Here is an 18889-nt window from a genome sequence, read left to right on the forward strand (position 1 = left end):
AACGTAGCATTTACTGCTGCCCCTTTTTCGAATGAAGGTCTCATCATGCTCTTAGAAGATTTACAGGTTATTTTGAAAGTTGCGGAGTTTCGCAGCATCACCGCAGCGGCAACCAATTTAGATATGCGTACCGCCACAGCCAGTGCAGCGGTAAAGCGCGTTGAGGCATCACTGGGCGCGGAGCTTTTTGTCCGTACAACCCGTCACTTGCGATTGTCCTCTGCTGGTGAGCGTTATTTACCTCAGTGTGAAGAAGCGCTAAAGATGCTTGAGCGGGCCAAAATGAATATGCATGAAGACTTGGGCATTATTGATGGTGAAATTCGTATCGCGCTATCGTCTGATTTGGGACGTAACCTTATTACTCCTTGGTTAGATGAGTTTTTATTGCAGTACCCGAATGTCTCACTGCGTTCAAGTATTAGCGATAGCAATATTGATTTCTACCGTGATTCTGTCGACATGGCTCTGCGCTATGGCTCACCAACCGATGCCAATATGTATGGCTTTAAAATCTGTGATGTACCGAGAGTGCTGTGTGCAAGCCCTAGCTATTTAGCGGAAAATCAAGCACCCACTCAGCCGAACGATCTACTTGAGCACAATGCGTTGTTTTATCAATTGCATGATGTGTTGCAAAATGAGTGGTTATTCAGTCATGAGGATACGACTCATAAGGTAAAACTGAAAGGCAATAGAGCTTCGAATGATGGCGATCTGGTGAGGCGTTGGTGTGTTGCTGGTAAAGGGGTGGCAATCAAATCGTGCCTTGATATGTCTGATGACCTTTTAGCAGGTCGAGTGGTGAGTATTATGAAAGAGTACAAACCAACGCCGACTGAACTCTGGTTGGTTTGCCCGAGCCGTCAGTCCATCACACCAACGGTTCGGCTGTTAAGAGATTTCTTTAGAGAGAAAACTAACGTGATACTTGAGCAATTAGCAGAAAAAGGAGTGCTATAGATACTGCCGATGACTTATAGCGTGGTGACTCCAGAGTACAACATTTTTATAGCCGTAATGAATAATACGCTATAGCTGATTTTGTAAATCAGCTCTTGAGTGATGATGTTAACCAACCAAACACCGGTTCTCACCCCCAGAAATGCAATAGGTACAAGTACGAGTGAGGTCATCAAGTTTTGTGTATCAAGCTGTCCCATATAACTGTATGGGACTATCTTAACAAAATTAAGCCCAGCGAAAAACACAACGCTGGTGCCGATAAGTTGCTCTTTAGGCAGTTTCTTGGGTAGCAAATACATGCTTGCTGGCGGCCCCCCAGCATGAGCTATCGTACTCGAAAAACCTGATAATAGGTTTAATGCATAGCCTTTGATTCGGTTAGGTGAACCTGATTGCTTCAACAATAACTTTTGCCCCAGAAAAGTCAGCGCCAATCCACCAATCATTAGTTCAACAATGTGTGTCGGAAGGCTGCCCATGAAGTAAGAAGCGGGCATAACCCCTAACACAGCAAAAGGCATCATGACTTTGAGTTCGGCATAATTGCAATTTTTACGATGATAAAACAGCGCCATTAGATCCATTCCACATAAAAGTGGCAATAGAATAGCAGCGGCTTGGACAGGCGAAACACTCATTGCCATTAATGGCACCGAGAGCATACCCAAAATCCCTCCAACACCACCTTTTCCCATCCCATAAAAGAACACAGCAGGTATCGCAGCTAGATAGAACCAGATATCAATAATCATTATTTTCACTACATCGACAGGCAAAAAAAGAAGGTCATGATGACCTTCCTTCCAAACACTACAGAATCAAAAACTATTTATGCGATTTGCGTCATTTCGTTTAGCGTGAAGCTTGCCACTGAGCCTTCTGTTGCTGCCATGTACTCGGCTAGGTGCGTGTTTGCCATGTGTGTCTGCCAAAGTTCACGTGAAGTCCAGTTCTCGTAGAACATGAAGTGTGCTGGGTTCTCGTTATCTTGGTGAAGGTCGTAGTTAATGCAGCCTTCTTCAGCGCGTGTGATGTCGATTAGTTTTAGCAGTTCTGCTTTTACTAGTTCAATTTTGTCTTCATTAGCAACGATGTTTGCAACGATAGTTAACTTGCTCATAGGGTATTCCTCATCATAACGTTATGCAGCTTATCAAACGATGCCTTCGCTGCCTTGTTGGGTTGGATGTATAGTACGACACGCATTCACATCCATAAACAACCTCCCATTTGATTTATTATCAAAAATAGATTGATAATGGATTGTCTATTTTAATTTGATAATAAATCAAACTAGCCCCAGTTTTTACTGTGCTTTAAATTACGTAGCATGCGCTTATTGATTTCATTGATGGATAGATAAGCCATGACACAGATACAATTTCAACAAGGTCCAATACGCCCACCCTCTGAAGCAGACAGTTTGCTGATACGGACAACACAAGGCTGCCCGTGGAATAAATGTAAGTTCTGTACTCTGTTTGAAGGGATGGAGTTCTCTATTCGTCCTGTCGAAGAGATCAAACGTGATATCTGGGCGGCACGAGCCTTCTATAAAAACCGACAGTTTGAGAGCTGTTTTTTGCAAGATGGTGATTCCTTTGCAATGGAAACGGATGATTTACTGGATGTGCTCAATACACTAAAAGAGGCGTTCCCGGAGCTCACACAAATTAGCTCATATGGCAGAGCTCAAACCATGACTAAAAAGTCTCCAGCCGAGATGAGGGCTATCTGCGATGCAGGGTTAAACATGCTGTATTGCGGTATGGAGTCGGGCTCGCTTGAGGTACTCAAGTTGATGAAAAAAGGGATCACCCCTAAGTCAATTTTGAAATCAGCCGAGTACGCGAAACAGGCGGGTATGAAAATGATGACATTCATCATTCTTGGCTTAGGTGGGAAGGCGTTGTCCGAGCACCATATCGCACAGACTGCCCAGCTATTAAACCAGATTGATCCTGAGGAGATCCGAATATTATCGCTAGCGGTAAAACCTGGTACTGAGTTGGATGATATGGTTCAAAACGGCCAGTTTACGCCACTTTCAGAGCGTGAGATGTTGGAAGAACAATTTCAATTGATCAGCCAATTAGATGGCATCAAAAGCAATTACGGTAATTATCATGGGATAAATTTGCTGACGGAACTCAATGGACAATTTCCGCATGATAAAGAGGCGTTTTTACGTACCATTGATCACTTCATGTTGATGAACGAAAACGATCAAAATAACTTTATTTTAGGTCGTCGTACCCACCACTATGCGACACTGAATGACATGAACAATAAGCTCATGTATGACACGGTGCAGCAACAGCTAAAGCGCATAGAGCAGCAAAAACTTGGCGACCTTGAAGATATTTTTTATAGCCTTCGCCAACGCATGATCTAAACCCAAGGAGTCCGAAATGAAGAATTTAAACGACTGGTACATTCAAAATGAGAACCCAAGCCATTGGTCATTTGATAACGGGCTGTTGTCGATGCAAGTGCAAGAGGGCAATATTTTTGGCGCGGGTTCAAGTGACGTGGATAACATTTTCATCTACCCAGTATCTCAACCCAATTATAGCGCAGAAGTAACCATCACCTTAGAGCCAACCTTGCCATTTGAACAAGCTGGCCTAGGCATTTACTGGGACAACGATAACTACATCAAAATTAGTAAAGAAATGTTCATGGGCGAGCCTTCCATTGTGTTTGTTGTAGAGCAAAATGGTCAACCAGAGATCAAACAACTTAGCACATTTGAAGGCACGACAGCCTCAGTTAAGATAGAAAAAAATGATGGTACTATCACTGCGTTCTTGGAATGTAATCAAAAACGCTCTTGGCAAGTCATTGGCTCTGCGAAGACATTAAACGGCCAAGCAAAAGGACTTATGCTTTATACCTTTAGTGGTAGTTCAAACACACCTAATTTTGCTAAGTTTAGTGAATTTCAACTAATGAGTTGAGCCAATCTGGTATATAGCAATTGACTTTTTGTATTAGTTTTATTTTTGAAAAAGTCATGTTAGTCGGTAGCGCTTAGTGGGATCGAAACACACAATGGGACAAAAATGAGTTATGTCACTACTCATTTTTGCCTTTTTCATTAGCATTAAAACTCAATCTATCGACCGTATTGCTCAATAATAAAGTGCTCAAAATCATCACACATTTGGTCATTCGACTTTGCATTATTCGCTAATTCAGTTGCTCCATCAACGATCGATACCTTCGCATTCAAATCCGCGACTGGTGCACGTTCTCTTGTCGACAGCTGTTTGATTTTTTGCTCCTCAATCGCCCAAGCCTCCTCTGGCGATAAGTTACACTCGTCAGCGAGATATTTGGCATTAAAACCTTCCCCAGTCAGGCTTTCGATTGTACCGTTATGGTTCACGCTATTGCCTTTATGCCAATAGTGTTTCGCCAACAAAGGCCCGATCTCTGGGTTATCTGTTAAGTAACCAAACTTGTCGGTGAAATAAGCTCGTGTTTGATACACCGCCATATGAGCCAATAGATAACCTTGGTATGAGCAAGATGCTTCATCAGACAATAAGTGAGGGATCGCCATCAGTGGACGAGGGCTGCAAGACAATCCAAGAATTGCCTTTTCACTGCTACGAGCAAGTGCCGTGATTTTTTCAGGCGTGAGGTCTTCATCAGCTAATTCGTACAGGGCTCGCTCGAAATATGGAACCACAAGAATGCTGCGTTCTTGGTAAGCTCGGAAGGGCTGTTTATTGTCGATGATGGCTTTAATTAGATCATCTGGCACAGGTTGCCCGTCCGCATTTAGAGCGTACTGTTTTAGCCAGTCAGCGTCATTTAACAAGCTGTCGCAGAACATGGATTGTGTTTCAGCATAAGCCATCGAAGTCGGCGCAAACTCTTGAGAGAAACAAGGGGCGTTCATTTTTACATTAGCAAAATGCGCCGCGTGACCACCTTCGTGAAATAGTGTGTTAATCCCATCATAGCCACTGCCTATTTGATCGGGCTTAGCGTTGCTAGTGAAATTAACTTGGGCCGCAACCCAAGCATCTTGGTCATAGAAAGAAGGGATAGGGCCATGGCAGAAGCCATTAGGGTATTTTCCTTTGCGATCAAGTAAATCGAGTTTCAATGTCGCTTGAGAGTATTCAATGTTGAGGCGACCAAAAGACTCTATCCAGCGTCTTAATGATTTTGAGAACGGAACATACGGGTCAAGATCATTCATAACGTCACCTGCAAAAGAGTAGGTAAAGTTATGGGCTTGAAGTGCATTCTCGCCTTTCTGCTCTGCCAAATTGGCTAGGCTTTGCTGATGGCTATCACGCGTGCGTGCTTCGAAGTCATCCAGAATCGTAAACAGTTGTTCTGTCGTCATCTGTTCGGTTTTTACCACCGAGTAATCAAAGAAGGTTTTAAACCCCAGTGATTGAGCAAATTGGTTACGTTTTTTGATCAGCTCAATAAAGCCGTTAGCCAGCAGCCATTGCTCTAAATCTAATAATGCTTGATGTGCAGAAAGCCTAACTTGTTCATTACCATTACTTCTAACGGCTGAACCTAAAACGGGCAGCGATCCTTCTGTTTCATCACCTGTTTCATTTACGTAAGTCATTACATGATTCTGTTTTTTCTCAAACAGTTCAGCCTCAAACTTTATGAGATCGGATTTAAGCTTCTGTGACTGCTCAGACTCAATAGCGTGAGATCTAAAGGTCGCCAACCAACCATTCAAGCCTGTCAGCGTACTCTCTTTTTCGAGAGGATCTTGAATTTTATCGATAGCAGCGAGTTGCGTTTCGATAGCAGTAATCTGTTCGGCAGAGCTTAGAAATTCCGTCCACTGAGTCTGTGCGAGTGTCGAACCATCGTGGTCGTCACTGATACCCATATATGTATCCCAAAAGAAGTCTTCTTTCGCTTTATGAGTCGCAAGATACTTTTGATTCAATTGGTTGAGATAGTTCGTTGCAGTCATGACATTCCTTGAAATTTAACCAGTAATTTCAACATTATGACACATTCATTGAATGTATTTTGTGACGATAGATATAACTGAATGCAGTCACAGCCTATCGGTTTACTTTACAGCGTATTAGTGATAATTAACTGTTAATGGTTTGTTGTTTGCTAGTATTAACTAAAGAGAGTGTGCTGATTTCTCCGGCTTTTTATTGAGTAAATTGATGTTCTCAAGGTCAGCGTTTTTGTAAGGAAGAGGTTTAGGATGGATCCTATTTTATATATCGAAGTTGGTGGTGTTGTGTGGCAAGTATTCCCTGATGGGACTTGGCTTCAATTACCTGCTACGCAGCCAAAAGTTGAAGGCGTGCAAGTCGTCAGCATTGAACCTCAGAATTTACAAGAGGCTCAGCCCCTAACCGAACCACAAATCGCCGCAGTTGAACAACAGTTGGAAAAGGTGGTCACCGAACTCGTCAACAACATTGAAAGCGCACCTCAACAGCCTAACTCAGTAAATGACCAACCTAGTTCCAGCGCCTCTTTTATTGTTTATGTTCGTTCCACCTTAGATGAAACGCTCGCTGAGGCGGGTTTTGATACGCGTCCTGCAGAATATGCCGACGAAGATACAACCTCGAATGAGGGTAACCTTGATATTCTGTTACCTAGTGCACTATTAACCGTTGATATTTTGGATGGTGGAGACGGTTACGAAAATCAGTTTGAAGTACCAAGTGTCACGATTACGGGCACGGCAGTGGATGTTCGAGACGGGCGTACCGTTGTTCTGACCATCACTGATGTTAACGGAAACACAGTAACCACCACAGCCATCACAAGCGATGAAACGTATGTCGTCAATGGCGTCGACCTCTCTTCATTGGAGGAGGGGGATCTTCAAGTCGATGCTGTCATTGCTGATGATTTTGGCAATAGCATTGCAGCTAACGATTCCACAATCAAAGACACATTAGCCAACATTGAGGTTGACTTCGATGGCTTTGGTGATGAGTTTTACAATCAATTTGAAATATCGAATGGGGTGCTAGTTGGTACGATTGCCAATGTAGAAGATGGGCAAACCATCAACATTTCAATTACCGATAGCCAAGGAACGATACAAGAATACACAACGGAAGTATCCGGCGGAACTTGGACTCTGACTCTTCAAGACTACTCAAGCTTTGCAGAAGGTGAGCTAACCGTTGTTGCCAATACTATCGATATTGCTGGAAACCCTACAACAGCGACCGACACGATCGTGAAAGATACGCTAGCGGACATCACCGCTGCGGTTGATGATGGTGGCGACGGTGTCCTCAATAGCTTCGAAATTCAGTCGGCTAAATTCTTTGGTACGGTACAGAACGTAGAAGATGGCCAAACGGTCAATATTCGTATTTCTGACAGCACAACGAATGTCATTGTTCTGACGGCAACTGTGATTGATGGTGCTTGGTCAGTTGAAGGCGTGGATCTAACCAGCTTTTCCGATGGTGGCATTCAAATTGAGGCTGACACTGTTGACGTTGCCGGTAACCCTGCTTCTGCAATAAATAGCGCAGGGCAAATTGTTATTGATACTGTTTCGCCTGTTATAGACATTGATACGCTAGACGGTTTTAGTATTTTGGCATTTCGTGGCGGCCAACTTACAACCATGCAAGGCACAACCAATGTTGCCGAAGGTCTTCCTGTTTATATTGAAGTTAATGATGGCTCTCAGACTCTTGTGTTTGAGGGTGTTGTTGATGCATCAGGTAATTGGGTTGTTGAAAATATAGATGTCTCGTCCCTAAACTTGGCGTCAGAATGGACGGTTGATGCCAAAGTTTTCAATACGGTAGGCAATCAAGCTATCGATGATATGCCAAGCATTATACTGCCCGAGTCGGTTGTGTTCTCAGAAACTGTTGTCGGGATTTTTGGAAATCAAACTCAGACCTCTGATATTCGCATCGATTATGCGGACTTCTCTTTTAGCGATGATCAAAGCATCGCAGAGTCACTAACTTCTCAAACCCTATCGATAACCGTTGCTGTATCGGCTGATAAACAAAGCCTAATTGGCACACGAAGCGATGGGCAAAAAGTATTCGATGCGTCAATTTCCGGCAGCAACGTAAATATCAATTTTTATAAGGCGATTGATCAGGAAGCTGGGTTAGATTCAATTCTGACGGCTCTGCTCATCGAAGGTTTGCAAACCGATGCTGATGGTACAACGGAGTTAGTGATAGGACGTTTACCTATTGTCATCAAAGATTCTGAACCTCTGGTTTTTGATGAGTCTTATCAAATGATCGAGGGTGAGATTGCGTCAGGGAACGTGTTGAATAACGACATCGATTTGGATACTCAACTTACGATAAAAAGTGTTGAAGTTGATGGTACGACCAAGACGATTGTTGGTGGCTCTCCGGTTTCATTTGCTACTAGCGAAGGCACCTTGACCGTATTTGCGAATGGCCACTGGACGTTCGTCGCCAACAGGAATTTGGACCACACAGTTGATCAGAACATCACCTTCAACTATGTTGCTGGCGACATCAGTAATGATTTCGGAAACGGCACTGCGGTCATTGATATTTTTGATGGTGATGCAGGGCTAGTTGTTGATGGGACAACGACCAGCTCTGAAGGTGATGTGTCTGATGGAATTCAAACTGTAGTCGGCCAGTTTACCGTTTCCGCTGGATCAGATAATCCAGATCCCGCTTCTATTGTATTTAATGCTAATACTCTGGTGCAGTTAGACGCCTTGGGCTTGACGACCGGAGATGAGAACTTTCCTCTAACCTACACGTTAGCGAATGATGGTAAAACGATTACCGCACAAGCAAATGGTGAAACGATATTCACGCTAACGTTGAGTGCAGTCGCTAGTGGTATCGATGTTCTAGCAGATGTCACATTAGTGTTAGAACAGTCTATCAACCACCTGTTCAGCAACGACTCCATCACCCTGCCACTTATTATTGATGGAACGGATTTAGATGGCACTTCTTTAAAACAAGGGCAATTCGACTGGATCATCCAAGATGGAGCCGACCCAATATTAACTTCAACTAGCAATGCTGCTGTGGACGAATCAGATCTTATTCACGGCAGTGTTTCAGATACTGGCACTTTCAATCTCAACGTCGGAAGTGACTTTGTTGAGTCTGTATTTTTTGATGTTGGAGATCAGCCGCAGTTGTTTAGTGGGGGTGTACAGATCATCTATGTGGTCTCTGCAGACGGAAATGAACTTACTGGTTATGTTGGCTCTGAAAGTGCTGAAAATAAAGCGTTCACCTTGAGCTTTACCTCTCTGTCAGGTGAGACCGATACTGATGTCACTTACACCTTTGAACTATTCAAGGGCCTCGACCAAACGAATGGAACCGACCAAATTCCTTTTGTCATCACAGCAAAAGATGATGACAACGATGAAACTCAATTAACCTTGAACGTCTCGATTACGGATGGTGGGGAGCCTACGATTGGCTCTGGCATGGTCGAGTTGAGTGAAAACCCTGTTGCTGATACAACCCCGTCTGGTGTTGGAACAACAGCGAGTGCAAGCTTAGCCGTGAGTGCGGGCAACGATCCACTCGTGTTCTTGGGGTTAGATGTGACAACTGGCCAAGCCGTTCTTGATAGTGACGGTGAGGCGGTGACACGTAATGGTGAAGCATTGTCTTGGCGAGATAATGGGGATGGAACGTTTGATGCGGTATTGTCGAATGGCGATGCTGTTTTCCAAGTGAGACTTCCTGAAGATTTTAGCTTAGAAGCCAATGGTTCCACGAATGTCACGGTTGAGATTGATTTGTACCAGTCAATAGACCACGGAACCGGTGTGAAGGACACAGAGCTGTCGATTCCAGCCTCAATCGTCACCATCGATTCAGACGGTTCACGAGATACACAAGAATCTGATATTAAGATTTACGATGGTGCAAACCCTAAAATTACTGTTATCGGAAGCATTTCTGTTGATGAAGACGGTCTGCTTGGAGACAGCGAACAGGTTGGTGTTGAAGATTCTAGCCCTTCGTTAGGAATAATCGAAGGTTCCGATGATGTTGTCTCTGTGACGGTCGACACCGCTGCGTTTGATGCACTTTCATATTCGAGTGCAGGGAAAGACATTTCACTGCAAGCTGTCGATTCTGATGGTTGGTATTACGGTCAAGATTCTGATGGAAACAATATATTTAGGATTCGTTTTAATACTGATGGGACAACAGAGTTCGACCTTTATGCACCTCTCGATCACGCCAATGCTGATGGAGAGAATAATCTAGCCCTCAATTTTGAACTGGTGGTCAACGATGCGGACGGCGATAGCTCTGATCCGGCAATTTATTCTGTCAACGTAACAGATGCTGTCCCAGTTGCGCGTTCAGGGGCAATTGAAATGGTTGAGGGTGATGACCTTAATGGACAATTTCTAACAGAAAAATTCGCAGGTGCCGATGGCGCAACCATTGTAAGTTTTGACTATCGCGGTACTACCTATACCTTTGATAACGCAGGCACTCCTATCACGATTAATCTAATTAATGATTATGATGGTGGGTCTACTTACGGTCAGTTTACGCTTTCTTCAGATGGTAGCTACCAGCTGACTACAAATCCCAATGTATCAACAAACCCTGCAGATCCTAAGATCGTCGATGACATCGATTATCTGGTGCGAGATGCGGACGGTGATAAAGTTACCAGTACTGCTGAGCTTATTCTGGATGATAACGAAGGTTTTATTCGTTATGAAGATTCTGAAACCACAGAAGACAATGACGCGATTATCGTTGTAAGTGTGGCAACCGGCGATGTCGACCAAAGCGAAACCGTTACTGCTATCGAGTTCTCAGAAGCATCGCTAAACGGTGGTAGCTTGTACCTTGATGGGGTGTTGCTTCAAGTTGTAGACGGCAAGGTCACCTTGTCTGGAAGTCAATTGGCAGCGATTGATAGTCAGTTCACTGGGCCTAATGGACAGTTGACTTATCGTCCCGCGCTTCATGAATCCAATACCACCTCAACGGTTATCCTAGCGATCAACGCAATCATTAGCACTGATACGGATCCTAAAGAACTGACGGCTGATGTTGCAGTGTCTGTTTTACCGGTGGCTGATGCACCGGATTGGTCGGCTTCCGTATTCTCCTATCATTCAGTAGAAGATGACTCAGACCCAGTCAGTTTGGACATAACAGCTCAGCTGGTGGATCAAGATACGTCAGAAACATTGAGCTACCAGATTAGTGGGATTCCTGACGGCTTGAATTTGACGTTAAATGGCAACGCAGTCAAAGAAGGGAAATCTTACACACAGGCTCAGATTGATAAAATGGAAATCAGGGCTGACGACAACCTAGCGGGTCGCTTTGAGTTTGAGATTACTGCGGTTGCAACAGAGTCTGGCAATTCATTCGCTGACCCAGATGATAAAACGGCAAGTATTGTACATACCGTTACTGTCGATATTTCACCTGATGCTGATACTCCTCATGTGTCTGTTAAAGACTACAAGGGACTAGAGGATGAAGCTATTTACCTCAAAGACGTTATTGAAGGCGCTTTGGCGGACACCGATGGTTCTGAATCGTTAAGTTATATTATCCAAGTTCAAGATGGCTGGTCTGTTGAAGGTGATGGTACCGCAAAGATAGGCAATAATTCCTATTCAGTCACTGCCGAAGCTATCGCCAATGGTGTTGCTTATATTCAGCCTAAAGAAGACATCAGTTCCTTTACTGAAGATCTGTCAATAGACGTAACAGCAATAGCGACTGAGTCGACGATCGATTCACTTATTCCTATCAATGGGCAAGCGTCAAGTGATACAAAAACCATCAATATCTTTTTGAAAGGTGTTGTGGATGAACCTATCGCGGTAGACGGTGGTAATGGTCATTGGCAATACGACAGTGACAGTAAAGTCATCAGCAACCAATCGGTCTTGAATGAAGATGGGTTAATACAGCTCGACTTCCTCATACAAACGACGGATGACGATGTTTCAGAAGAGATCAACATACTGCTTACTAACATTCCTGAAGGCACTTTGCTGGTGGATGCGTTGGGTGAACCAGTATCGCTGACGATTGCGTATGTTGATGATGTGACGGGGCCCGTATTCCAAGTCTCTAACGCTCAACTGGATGATCTGTATCTCAAGCCAGTTCTTGATTTTAGTGGTGAATTAGAACTCACCGTTATTGCTATCTCAACTGAGCCCGATGGTGATTCGGGCGAGTTTCCTATGACACTTAAAGTAGAGCTAGCGCCGGTCGTTGATCAAGAAGACGGTCAAGTGGTCAGTACTCAAGGCATCGAAGACAGTCAAATCGGGCTGAACCTTGAACCTTCAGTGAATCAGGACATTGATGGCAGCGAATCCTTGACGGGATATGTCATTGATAGCCTACCTGCAGATCTCACTCTTTATTTTGATGGGAGTGTTATTCAGGTCCCAGCTTCAGGCTTAGATTTGGATACTCTACTGGACTCAACAACGCCAACGCTTTCGGATCTTCTAAGCAGCGGCAGGCTTTCTGTTACAGCGACAGAAGATTTAAGCGGAACATTCTCAATTCCTATCACCTATGAAGTCACGGATACCTCTCCAACTGGTGCAACGGATATTAAAGATATTACCGGATCCATTAGCGTGACTGTCGATGCTCGTGTCGAGCTAGATACTCGATTAGAAGGCTCTACAGAGCTGTTACAGAGTACAGATGGCTCGCCTGTTGATATCTCTAACGCCGTGACGTTCGTCGACGCGGATATCGATGGGTCAGAGTACCTAGATTATATTTTGATCGAGATTCCCGACGGCTATTCGTTGATTGTTGAGCACCCTAATGGTGCTGCGCAAGATAGCTCTGGGAATTGGATCATATCGGCGGATGGGCTAACGAGTGACTCTTTCCAAGAGCTCGCAGCGTACATTTTAGATAATGCGACGATTTCCAGCCCAAGTGATACTCCGGTACTGGATATTGTGGTTCGTGCTCGTGTGATTGATGGTGATGATGCGAGATATATTGATGCGACTTTCCCGCTGCAAATTACTGGTCATGACGGCGGTGGCGGTTCTTGTGACCCTGTTGGCCCACCAAGCCCGATTCAACCCGATGGCGAAATTAAAACACCTGAAGGGGAAGATATTGATCTCACTGGCTTGCTAAACACCGATGTTGGCAGTGATCCAGACAATGAAATCTCTTTCTATATTCCTGCCGATTCACTTCCTGAAGGCGTTGAGATCTCCGGTGATGGTGTGATTGCTGAATACGATGCTTCTGGTGAGATCGTCGGTTATTCAATCACTGCAGATGGACTTTCGAAACTAACGTTAACGGGCTTGGATGAAGATTTTGCAGGGTGTATTGATTTCACCATAGAGACAATTGAGACCTCACCATGTAGCGGTGATACGGTGACGACGGCCCAAACCATTAGTATCCAAGTTCTGCCTGTGGTCGATGACATTACGGTTGAAGCCGACTCCACAACCATTCAAGAAGACATCGCGACAGACCTTAACCTTGAACTGGTTCTTGGTGATAGCGTTGAAGATGGACAATTAATCACTGGTGAAGGCAATAGCGCTACCGGTAAAGAAACCGTTAACTCTCTAACGGTGAGCATTTCGAATGGAGCGACCTTGTCTGAAACTCCAACTGACACCGGGTTGTTAGTTGATAATGGCGATGGGACTTGGACGGTCACAGACCCTAGCCGTTTGAGTGATGTGTTAGTTACGCCACCTGAGCATTACAGTGGTGAAATTACCCTCACTGTGACAGCAAATATTACCGATGAAGCGGATTGCGTGACAGAAACGGATACGCAAGATAAAACGACGGTCGTGACTATTACTGTTGAGCCAGTCGCTGATGCGGCGAACTTGATAACAGAGGATATAGTCGGAGATGAAGATAATTACATTTCGTTGTCATCACTTAGCGCAGAGCTCATTGACCAAGATGGTTCTGAAAACATGTCGCTTTCGTTGAAGGGAGTTCCTGAAGGCGCAGTTGTCGCGATTAAAATCGGAGACAACTATGAGTTGGTTCCAAACAATGGTGCTGATGGCGGTACCTTCGATGGAAACCCTACCTATGAGTGGCAGTTAGATCCAAGTCAGTTATCTAATCTAGTCATTCTGCCACCAAGAGACTTTAGTGGTGACATTAATCTGTCTCTAGAGGCGATTACTCAAGAAATTGGTACGACGGATATCCGTTATACACAATCTGAATTTACTGTAGGTGTTAACCCTATAGGTGACAAAGTTGAGTTCTTCGATTTACCTGAACAGCTCACTGGAAGTGAAGATGATGGCATCGTGATTCCTCTTGATGCCAATAGCTTTGAAACTAACAGTGATGAGTTTTTAGCAATTACGGTAACAGTGAATGGAACTTCGGACCCATCAGGGTTAGTTGGGTTAGACCGAATTCGAATTGGATCAGAAACCAGTTCTTTCACCAGTGTTGGTGGCATCATACAGGCGACGATCCTCGTTAAAGCAAGTTCTGTTGATGAGCTCGAATTCTTTGCAGGCGATGCGTTTGGTAACCTCGATATTACGATTACCGGCCGAACGGTTGATCAAAATACGGTACTCGGTGAGTTAGTGGTCGACACGGGTGACCCGAGCTCGCAAGACATGACGCTTATTATCACACCAGAGCCTGATGCACCGTTATTGAGCGTTGAATATTCTTCGATCGTGGCAGAAGCAAGTGGCACGATTCCTCTTGGTTTAGACCTTTCTCTTGTAAACCCTGCTGATTCAGAAGTGGGCTTCATTACAATTCATGATATTCCCGCAGGTTTGACGTTCTCACACGGCTCTATGGTCTATGGTCAATATGTGGTGGACTTGGCAGATGTGCCTAACCTAGCGATTACCGGGGGCTACAACAGTGGTGATCAATTTGACCTAACGATAGAGCCGTCTGCAGAGATAGGCAATAACCAAGCGGTCGGGTTACCCCAAACCGTATCGATTGAGTTTGTCGCTGAAGGGGATTCTACGATTACCGCGACAGATGATAACGATCTGTTGATTGGCGGTACAGGCTCTGACAATTTTGTGTTCGCATCTTCAGGCTTAGGGAGTGCAGAAGCACCAAGCTACGATGTGATTCAAGATTTTGATGCGTCTCCAGACACTGATGCAATTGACCTCTCGGGTATTTTGGGAAGCCTAGGGCTTAATACAGGGCTAGGGGCAACACAATATCTAGATTTAGAAGAATCTGGTGAAGGTGTGACCATTTCTATTAAACCTAATGGCGACGAAGACGTTCAACAAAACATCTTAATAGCCGATGTCACGTACGACGATCTGTATCAAGGTGACAGTAGCAGTGCATTAGAAGCACAAATTTTACAAAAAATGATAGAAGACAATAATTTAACGCTGTAAGTTGGATGTACAGTCTATAAAAGGAAGTTTAGATTGGTAGAACAAAAAGACAGCTGGCTAGCTTGTGTTGAATGGTTATGTGAGCATTTTAATGTTCGCAGCCATCCTTCCAAAATAGTGTCTGGCCTACCTTTAAATGAAGGAAGGCTCAATGAATCCCTTTTCCCAAGAGCCATTGAGAAATCGGGGTTAACGCTGAGCCACGTTAAAAAAGAATTATTGAATCAATGTCAGTTCCCTGTTGTTGCTGTTGAGTCCGCGACAGGGTCTCCTCTTGTCGTAACCCAAAGCTCCGTTGGCGACTTTCAAGTATTGAATTGTGAATCCAACTTAAGCCAACAAATTCTCCTTAAAGACTTAGTCATTAAAGTGGATGCATTTGTTTGGCAAGTGGGTGCTCAAGCGCTTGATGACGCCCGTGTTCAGGCACATGAGCGCAATGACAGTAAATCCAACACCCGTTGGTTGTGGCGGGTGGTCAAAGAAGTGAAGCCTTGGTATCGCGATCTGTTTATCGCTTCGTTCTTGATCAACGTGCTTGCGCTAGTGGTTCCGTTATTTACCATGAATGTGTACGACCGTGTTGTGCCAAACCAAGCGTTTAACACGCTTTGGGTATTAGCAGCAGGCGTTGGTATCGTTGTTATTTTTGATTGGGTATTGAGAAGCTCACGAAGCTCTGTGACTGATATGGCTGGGCGCTATATTGATAACAAGTTGTCTTCTCAGCTGTTCTCGAAAGTCCTTGGTATGAAGCTCGAAAATCGACCTCAATCGGTAGGCGCATTTGCCAGACAGCTTCAAGACTTCGATAGCGTGAAAGATTTCTTCACTTCTATCTCGTTAGTCACTTTAGTCGATCTGCCATTCACTTTGTTATTCCTACTGCTTATCGGCTGGCTCGGTGGCGCAATGATGTTCATACCTGTCGCGATCATGCTTGTTTTGATTGTGCTGAGCATCGCGATGAAAGGCAAGGTCGAGAAAACATTCGATGAAACCGCACGTCTCTCGACACAAAGACAAGCCCAGCTGTTTGATTGCTTAACAACCCTTCCGGATATCAAGCAAAACAATGCTGAGGGTATTACCCAGAAGCGTTGGGAACAGACGATTTCGTCGCTCTCTCAATGGCAGACTCAATCTCGTCATTACTCCAATATCGTGACGCACTCTATTCAGTCCAGTCAGCAGATCGTTACCATCACTCTGATCATCTTCGGCGTGTATCAGATCTCTGAAGGCTTGCTGAGTATGGGTGGTTTGATAGCCGTTGTGATGTTGAGTGGGCGCGCTGCAAGTTCGGTGAACCAGCTTTCTCTTCTATTGCTGAGGTTCCAGCAAACACGTTCGGCCGTTGAAGGGCTGAATCAGATTATGGAGCTACCTCAGGAAGAGTCCAAACACCAAGTTATCGACAAAGGAGACTTTGATGGTGGGGTTAGGTTAGATGAAGTGACGTTTACTTATCCAGAGAATCAAAGCCCTGCATTAAAGGAGATTTCCCTAGAGATCAAACCGGGTGAGCGAGTTGGTCTTGTCGGTGCGGCAGGCGCGGGTAAAACAACTCTACTATCGATTGTTGCGCGCCAGTATTTGCCAACAACAGGACAAGCTTTCTATCAAGAAATCGATGGGCAATTATGGCCAACCAGCGTTCTGCGTAGTGGCATGGGTTGGGTAGGGCAAACCACTAATCTTATTTTTGGCAGTGTTTACGACAACGTTACGCTTGGTGCGACCAACGTTGATGAAGAAAAGCTAAGACAAGCTCTTCAACAGTCGGGTTTGAATGGTTACATGGGGCGCCTAAGCAATGGCCTTGAAACACCTGTCGGTGAGGGTGGTCGGTTACTTTCTGGTGGTCAGCGTCAAGCCGTTGCCATCGCGAGAGCTCTGTATCGTTGTCCAAAGTTGTTGATTATGGATGAGCCAACCAGTGCATTAGATAGTCAAGCTGAGATTCAATTCTTCAATGCGCTGCAAAGTATGCCGAGAGAAACTTCAATGCTAATCAGCTCCCATAAGTCTTCATTCTTGATGATGTGTGATCGAGTGATTGTATTGGATAAAGGTCAAATCGTGGCAGAAGGTGAACCTAAAGAAATTCTCTCTTTACAGAAGAAAAGTGTACCTAAAGGTACGAGCCGGTTTAAGACGGTATCTGTGGTGAAGGGAGGTCGTCATGAGTAATGATATTCAATGGACCAACAACCACTTAGCATTCCGCTCTCGAAAGCTGATTTGGTTGAGTGCTCTACTCATTGTATCAATTATCGGTTGGGCTACGTGGGCAACATTAGAAGAAGTGGTTATCGGTGAAGGTAAAGTCGTTCCAAGTCTTTCGGTGCAAACCATTCAGAGCTTAGAAGGTGGACTGGTTCAAGAGATCATGGTGCGACAAGGCCAATCTGTAGTGAAGGGGCAACCTCTAGCTAAGTTAGAAGACACACGTTTTAAGGCGGCGTTTTTAGAGTCGGCTCAACAAGCGGATACCTTGCTTGCTCAGCAATTAAGATTAAAGGCTGAGCTGTCGACGGTCGTTTTAAATAACGATGCGAAAGAGTGGTATGAGCGAGTGGTCTTGGTGCCTCAAGATATTGCGGTTGATGTATCAAGCCACCCTGCGTTAATGAATGCCAAGGCGAACTACCGAGAACGTTTAGGACAGTTGAAGTCTGAACTGGAAGAGGCGGCACTTCGTATCGAGCAACAAGACCAAGCTCGTGTCGATACGTTTAATAATATCCAGACTCTTGAAAGCAGCCTCGAGATTGTGATTCGTGAGCGCAACATGCTGAAAGACGTGGTAGCGAGCGGTGCTGTTGCGGAAGTTGAGCTACTTAAACTCAACCGTGATGTAGTCAAACTCAAAGGTGATATTGCTAGCTCAAAAGTAGCAGCGCAGAAGCAGATAGCTGCCTACTCAGAGTCGATAGCGGATCATCGAAGTATCGCTTTAGATTTTCGTACCAAAGTGCAAGGCCAGTTGAATGAAGTGGCGAGCAAGATAGCGCAGCTGAACGAAAGCCAGCAGGCGATTGCCGACCAACTCAAGCGTACCGAAATTGTTGCGCCCGTTGATGGCACAGTCAAAGAGATCTTTGTGCGTACCATTGGTGGTGTAGTTCGTCCCGGCGAGCCAATCATTGAGATCATCCCATCAAACAGTGATTTGATTGTTGAAGCGAGAATCTCTCCGCAAGATATCGCATTTGTTCATACGGGATTGGGTGCAACAGTCAAATTCACGGCCTATGATTTTGTCATTTATGGCGGACTTAAAGGCGAGGTGATTTATGTCAGTGCCGACGCCTTACAAACGGAAGACGGCAACGCCTATTATCGCGCCCATATTCAGTTAAACGAAGACCAACAACAAAACTCTGCCTTTAGCATTATCCCAGGGATGCAAGTCGCGGTCGATATATTAACCGGAGAGAAAACAGTATTGAGTTATTGGTTAAAACCTATTTTACGAGCTAAGGAAAACTCACTTCGTGAACGATGAAGTGGGTTAAAGCATAAATA

Annotated in this window: 9 protein-coding genes; 6 read left to right on the forward strand and 3 right to left on the reverse strand. The window is 44.7% G+C overall.

What is annotated here, in order from left to right:
- Positions 1 to 45 precede the first annotated feature (45 nt).
- The gene (locus AB4329_RS08590) at positions 46 to 963 is read left to right on the forward strand and encodes a LysR substrate-binding domain-containing protein (protein ID WP_372123960.1); all 918 of its coding nucleotides are present in this window, start codon (positions 46 to 48) and stop codon (positions 961 to 963) included.
- A 14-nt stretch (positions 964 to 977) separates the two neighbouring features.
- Here AB4329_RS08590 and AB4329_RS08595 read toward each other — a convergent pair whose 3' ends face one another.
- Together AB4329_RS08595 and AB4329_RS08600 are read right to left on the reverse strand one after the other, a co-directional pair.
- Positions 978 to 1718 carry a sulfite exporter TauE/SafE family protein gene (locus tag AB4329_RS08595; protein WP_372138022.1) on the reverse strand — a complete coding sequence of 247 codons (741 nt, stop codon included), beginning with the start codon at positions 1716 to 1718 and terminating at the stop codon, positions 978 to 980.
- Positions 1719 to 1795: 77 nt separating this feature from the next.
- Positions 1796 to 2086 carry a putative quinol monooxygenase gene (locus AB4329_RS08600; protein WP_102281775.1) on the reverse strand — a complete coding sequence of 97 codons (291 nt, stop codon included), beginning with the start codon at positions 2084 to 2086 and terminating at the stop codon, positions 1796 to 1798.
- A 246-nt stretch (positions 2087 to 2332) separates the two neighbouring features.
- Here AB4329_RS08600 and AB4329_RS08605 point away from each other — a divergent pair, with 246 nt between their 5' ends.
- Together AB4329_RS08605 and AB4329_RS08610 are read left to right on the forward strand one after the other, a co-directional pair.
- Positions 2333 to 3361: a radical SAM protein gene (locus AB4329_RS08605; RefSeq protein ID WP_102281777.1), complete on the forward strand. Its 1029-nt coding sequence runs from the start codon at positions 2333 to 2335 to the stop codon at positions 3359 to 3361.
- 16 nt (positions 3362 to 3377) lie between these two features.
- Positions 3378 to 3926: a DUF1349 domain-containing protein gene (locus AB4329_RS08610; RefSeq protein ID WP_102281779.1), complete on the forward strand. Its 549-nt coding sequence runs from the start codon at positions 3378 to 3380 to the stop codon at positions 3924 to 3926.
- Between the two features lie 158 nt (positions 3927 to 4084).
- On the opposite strand, the gene AB4329_RS08615 is transcribed toward AB4329_RS08610, so the two are convergent.
- A complete protein-coding gene (locus AB4329_RS08615) occupies positions 4085 to 5932 on the reverse strand; it encodes a M3 family metallopeptidase (protein WP_372138024.1) in 1848 nt (615 codons plus the stop codon).
- 249 nt (positions 5933 to 6181) lie between these two features.
- On the opposite strand from AB4329_RS08615, the gene AB4329_RS08620 reads away from it, so the two are divergent.
- Genes AB4329_RS08620 through AB4329_RS08630 form a run of 3 tightly spaced genes read left to right on the forward strand, consistent with a single transcriptional unit; the run spans position 6182 to position 18869 of the window.
- A complete protein-coding gene (locus AB4329_RS08620) occupies positions 6182 to 15358 on the forward strand; it encodes an RTX toxin (protein ID WP_372138026.1) in 9177 nt (3058 codons plus the stop codon).
- A gap of 33 nt (positions 15359 to 15391) precedes the next feature.
- A complete protein-coding gene (locus AB4329_RS08625) occupies positions 15392 to 17551 on the forward strand; it encodes a type I secretion system permease/ATPase (protein ID WP_372138028.1) in 2160 nt (719 codons plus the stop codon).
- Positions 17544 to 18869 carry an HlyD family type I secretion periplasmic adaptor subunit gene (locus AB4329_RS08630; protein ID WP_108185607.1) on the forward strand — a complete coding sequence of 442 codons (1326 nt, stop codon included), beginning with the start codon at positions 17544 to 17546 and terminating at the stop codon, positions 18867 to 18869. Before AB4329_RS08625 ends, AB4329_RS08630 begins: the two co-directional genes overlap by 8 nt.
- The last annotated feature ends 20 nt before the right edge of the window (positions 18870 to 18889 follow it).

This window comes from Vibrio sp. 10N.261.54.A5, assembly GCF_041471145.1.
GTDB classification, from domain to species: domain Bacteria; phylum Pseudomonadota; class Gammaproteobacteria; order Enterobacterales; family Vibrionaceae; genus Vibrio; species Vibrio crassostreae_C.